This window comes from Pseudomonas edaphica (genome assembly GCF_005863185.1).
GTDB lineage: Bacteria > Pseudomonadota > Gammaproteobacteria > Pseudomonadales > Pseudomonadaceae > Aquipseudomonas > Aquipseudomonas edaphica.
Map to the genome: position 1 here is coordinate 1 of NZ_VBVZ01000466.1, position 5,030 is coordinate 5,030.

The following is a 5,030-nucleotide window of genomic DNA, read 5'->3' on the forward strand; positions in this document are numbered from 1 at the left end:
CTGACCCACCGCTATCGCAGGCAAGCCAGCTCCCACAGTTTCGACCTGTGTTGGCTGGAGGTTTTGTACAAAAACAAGAGACTTCCCCATGTCCGAGATCCTCTGGCAACCCTCCCCCGAACGCATCGCCAACACGCGAATGGACCAGTTCCGGCGCTTCATCAACCAACGCTACGGCGTGCAGCTGCGCGACTACCCAGCCCTGCACCAGTGGAGCATCGACCAGCGCCCAGCCTTCTGGCAGGCGATCGTGTCCTTTTTCGACGTACACTTTCGCAACCCGCCCAGCACCACACTGATCGAAGGCGCGGCAATGCCCAGCGCCGAGTGGTTCCCCGGCGCGACCCTGAACTTTGCCGAACACCTGCTGCGCCGTCGGGATGCTCACCCGGCGGTGGTGGCGGTCAGCGAAGAGGGCCAGCGCGAACAACTGACCTATGCCGAACTGGCCGAGCATGTCGCAGGCTTGCAGCGCAGCTTGCGGGCGGCCGGTGTAACCCAGGGCGACCGCGTGGCTGCGTGCATGCCCAACACCTGGCAAACCCTGGTCGGCATGCTTGCCACCACCAGCCTGGGCGCGATCTGGTCGTGCTCCTCGCCGGACTTCGGCACCCAAGGCGTGATCGACCGTTTCGGCCAGATAGAACCCAAAGTGTTGATCACCTGCGCGGGCTACCGCTACGCCGGCAAAAACATCGACCAAAGCACCAAACTCAATGAAATCCTCGAACGCCTGCCGTCCCTGGAACAGTTGATCATCGTGCCGTATGCCCGGCCCCCGGCACGCGTCGAGGACTACCGCACCCACGCCAGGGTCGCACTGTGGAACGACTTCTACCAACCCGGCGGCGAGCCTGAATTTGCCGCGGTGCCGTTCGATCATCCGCTGTATATCCTGTACTCCAGCGGCACCACGGGCGTGCCCAAGTGCATCATCCACGGCACCGGCGGCGTGCTGCTCACCCATCTAAAGGAACACGGACTGCACGCCGACCTGTCGCGCGAAGACTGCCTGTTCTACTACACCACCTGCGGCTGGATGATGTGGAACTGGCTGGTGTCAGTGCTGGCCCTGGGTGCCACGGCGGTGCTGTATGACGGCTCGCCGTTTCACCCCGGCCCCGAGCGGCTGATCGACCTGATCGACGCGGAAAAAATCAGCGTATTCGGTACCAGCCCCAAGTTTCTCGCCACCCTGGAAAAGGCTGGCCTGCAACCGCGCCTGAGCCACGATTTGGGCAGCCTCAAAGGCCTGATCTCGACCGGCTCGCCGCTATCGCCGCAGAGTTATGACTATGTGTACCGGCGAAATGCAGTGCAAGAGCCTGGCCATGGCCATCGAAGTGTGGGACGACCAGGGCCGGCTGCTGGTCGGGGAAAAAGGCGAGCTGGTGTGTACCCGGCACTTTCCGGCCATGCCGATTGGCCTGTGGAATGACCCCGACCAGAAAAAACTGCGGGCTTCGTATTTCAGCCAGTTCCCCGGCGTGTGGGCCCAGGGCGACTACGCCGAACAGCGCGCCAATGGCAGCCTGCTGATTCATGGGCGCTCCGACGCGGTGCTCAACCCCGGCGGTGTGCGCATCGGCACCGCAGAAATTTATCGCCAGGTGGAAAAAGTCCCGCAGGTGCTGGAGAGCCTGGCCATCGGCCAACGCTGGCAGGACGATGTGCGGGTGGTGTTGTTTGTGCGGCTCAACGAAGGCGTCACGCTGGATGACGCGCTGGAGCAGCAGATTCGCCAGGTGATCCGCGCCAACACCACGCCGCGCCATGTCCCGGCGAAGATCCTCGCCGTCAGCGACATACCGCGCACCATCAGTGGCAAGATCGTCGAGCTGGCGGTGCGCAATGTGGTGCATGGCGAGCCGGTCAAAAACACCGATGCCCTGGCAAACCCGCAGGCGCTGGAACAGTTTCGCAACCGCCCTGAGCTGGCGGACGGATGAAAGGTTTCAGCTCTGACGCACTGATTTGAAGACAACCCCTCAATGCATGCTATTTTTCGAGGGGTAGTCAGCCGTTCCCGTCTCGCGGGATAATCGGCTGTTGTCGTATTTCAAAGTGTCAGGTGCAGGGCTTTTTTCATGAATGGAACATCCACCGGTAGCGAAGCCGCCGCATTGATTGCGCGGCTGAACTGGGCGCAAAGCCCGCTCGGTGAGGCCGATGACTGGCCGCAAAGCCTGCGCACAGCCGTCGATATCGTCGTCCATTCACCGATGCCGATGCTGCTGTTGTGGGGCAGCCAGCTCACCCAGCTCTATAACGACAGCTTCGCCGTGCTCGCGGGCAACAAGCATCCCGAGGCGCTGGGCCGACCGGCCCATGACACCTGGCCGGAGCTTGAGAGTTTTACTGCGCCGATCTACGACGCGGTGCTCGGCGGCCAGGTGCGCACCTTCAGCGAACAACGCTTTGTGCTGCAACGCAATAACCGCGACACCGAAATCTGGCTCGACCTCACCTACAGCCCGGTGCGCGACGAAGGCGGCAGCGTGGCCGGGATCCTGGTCACTGCCATCGAGACCAATGAGCGGCGCAGCAAAACCCTCGAACTGCAACAGCGCTCCGAAGACAGCCTCAAGGCCCAGCACAACAGCGAACAACGTCTGCAACTGGCACTGGCGGCAACCGATGCGGTGGGCACCTGGGACTGGGATATCGGCGAAGACCGCTTTATCGCCGACGCCCACTTTGCCCACTTGCACGGTGTCGACCCGCAAGACGCCGGCCTGCTCCCCATCAGCGACTACCTGCACGGCGTTCACCCCGAAGACCGCGGCATGGTCGCGCGCAGCATCAAGCATTGCATCACCTTCGGCACCGAATACGCCGAGGAATACCGCCTGCTGCAGGCCGATGGCGAGGTGCGCTGGGTGTTTGCCCGCGGCCGCTGCTACAAGGACCACCAAGGCCGCCCGGCGCGTTTCCTGGGGGCCGCGCTGGACCTGACCGAGCGCAAGCAGACCGAACAGGCGCTGCGCCAAAGCCAGACCGAGCTGCAACTGATCATCAACGCCATGCCGGTGCTGATCGGTTATGTCGACCACGAGCAGCGCTTTCGCCTCAACAATAGCGCCTACCTCGATTGGTACGGCATGACGCCCCAGGAGCTGTACGGCAAAAGCATCCGTGAAGTACTCGGCGACGAGGTGTATGCCGGGCGCGCGGACAAGATCGACGCCGCGCTGCGCGGCAAGGCCTGCAGCTTCATGACCATCACCCCGCACCGCGACGGCCGGCCGCGCCATGCGCTGATGAAATACTTGCCGCGCTTCAGCAATGACGGCTCGGTGAATGGTTTCTACATTTTTGTGATCGATGAGACCGAACGCAAACTCACCGAAGAAGCCCTGCGCCACCTCAACGAAAACCTTGAAGAACGCGTGGCCCAGCGCACCCAGGCATTGGCCGAGGCCAACCAGCGCCTGCAAAACGAGATGTTCGAGCGTGAGCGCGCCGAAGACGCACTGCGCCATGCACAAAAAATGGAAGCGGTCGGCCAGCTCACCGGCGGTATCGCCCATGACTTCAACAATATGCTCACCGGCATTATCGGCAGCCTGGACTTGATGCAGCGCTATATCGCCGCCGGGCGCAGCGACGAAATCGGTCGTTTTACCGATGCGGCCGTGTCGTCCGCCCATCGCGCGGCCGCCCTCACCCACCGGCTGCTGGCCTTCTCACGCCGCCAATCGCTGGACCGCCGGCCACTGGACCCGAACGAGCTGGTGGCGTCCCTGGAAGATTTGTTCCGTCGCACCAAAGGCGCGCATATCACGCTCAAGGTGCAATTGGGCAAAGATATCTGGCCGGTCAACACCGATGCCAGCCAGCTGGAAAACGCCTTGCTCAACCTGGTGATCAATGCTCGCGACGCGATGCCCGACGGCGGCGAATTACGCATCGAAACTGCCAACAGTTACCTGGACGGCACCGACATCACCACGCTGGAGCCGGTCAAGGCCGGCGACTACGTGATGCTCGGCGTCTGCGACAACGGCACCGGCATGGCGCCGAAGATTCTCGCCAAGGCCTTCGACCCGTTCTTCACCACCAAGCCCATCGGCCAGGGCACCGGCCTGGGGTTGTCGATGATCTACGGCTTTGCCCAGCAATCCGGCGGCCATGTGACCATCCAAAGCGAACCCGGCCAGGGCACCTGCGTGCGCCTGTACCTGCCGCGGTTGCACGGCACCGCGCTGGAAAGCAACCTGCCGCCGCATTTGGGCGAAGCGCCGCTGGCACTCGCCGGTGAAGCGGTGGTGGTGGTCGAGGATGACCCGGCGGTGCGCATGCTGGTGGTCAATGTGCTCGCCGAGCTGGGCTACACCGCTCACCAGGCGGCAGATGCGCGCACCGCGCTGCCGCTGCTGGAATCGGACCTGCGCGTGGACCTGCTGGTCACCGATGTCGGCCTGCCGGGCATGAACGGCAGGCAACTGGCCGAAATCGCCCGTCAGCACCGGCCGGGCCTGCGCGTATTATTCATGACCGGTTACGCTGAACAAGCCGCCGAGCGCCAGGGCTTCCTGGAGGACGGCATGGACATGGTGGCCAAGCCGTTTTCCATTGATCTGCTGGCGACTAAAATCCGCAGCATGATCAACGTCGACGAATGAGTTCAGGCATAATCGCGCGCCGTCGCACACCTGGTAGAACCTTATGAAAGCCCAAGCCCGTCATATTCTGGTGAAAACCAGTGAAGAAGCCGAACAGCTCAAGCAGCGCATTGCCAAGGGCGAAGCGTTTGATGTGCTGGCCAAAAAGTACTCCACTTGCCCCTCCGGCAAGCGCGGCGGTGATTTGGGTGAAGTGCGGCCTGGGCAGATGGTGGGAGTTATTGATGCGGTGATCTTCAAGAAGCCGGTGAAGGTGGTGCACGGGCCGATCAAGAGCAAGTTTGGTTACCACCTGGTGCAGGTGTTTTACCGCGACTGAGGGGTTGGCTCAGGACCGCTATCGCAGGCAAGCCAGCTCCCACACTTGAGCGCATTTCAACCGGAAAAATGCAGTCAAATGTGGGA

General features: G+C 62.4%; 2 protein-coding genes and 1 pseudogene. All 3 read left to right on the forward strand.

Translation table 11 applies throughout. The annotated features are described in order from the left end of the window. Window positions 1-88: 88 nt before the first annotated feature. Window positions 89-1,949, forward strand: a pseudogene (locus FEM54_RS24305) (acetoacetate--CoA ligase). Window positions 1,950-2,087: 138 nt separating this feature from the next. Continuing rightward, window positions 2,088-4,625, forward strand: a complete 2,538-nt coding sequence (locus FEM54_RS24310) for a PAS domain-containing hybrid sensor histidine kinase/response regulator (protein WP_099549139.1) — start codon at window positions 2,088-2,090, stop codon at window positions 4,623-4,625. A 43-nt stretch (window positions 4,626-4,668) separates the two neighbouring features. Beyond that, window positions 4,669-4,944 (forward strand): peptidylprolyl isomerase, encoded by a 276-nt coding sequence (locus FEM54_RS24315; protein ID WP_010564624.1) that lies wholly within the window; start codon window positions 4,669-4,671, stop codon window positions 4,942-4,944. The last annotated feature ends 86 nt before the right edge of the window (window positions 4,945-5,030 follow it).

Excerpts from the sequence above, each read along its gene's own strand:
- FEM54_RS24310 (WP_099549139.1), top strand. The coding sequence starts at position 2,088 with ATGAATGGAACATCCACCGGTAGCGAAGCCGCCGCATTGATTGCGCGG.
- FEM54_RS24315 (WP_010564624.1), top strand. The coding sequence starts at position 4,669 with ATGAAAGCCCAAGCCCGTCATATTCTGGTGAAAACCAGTGAAGAAGCC.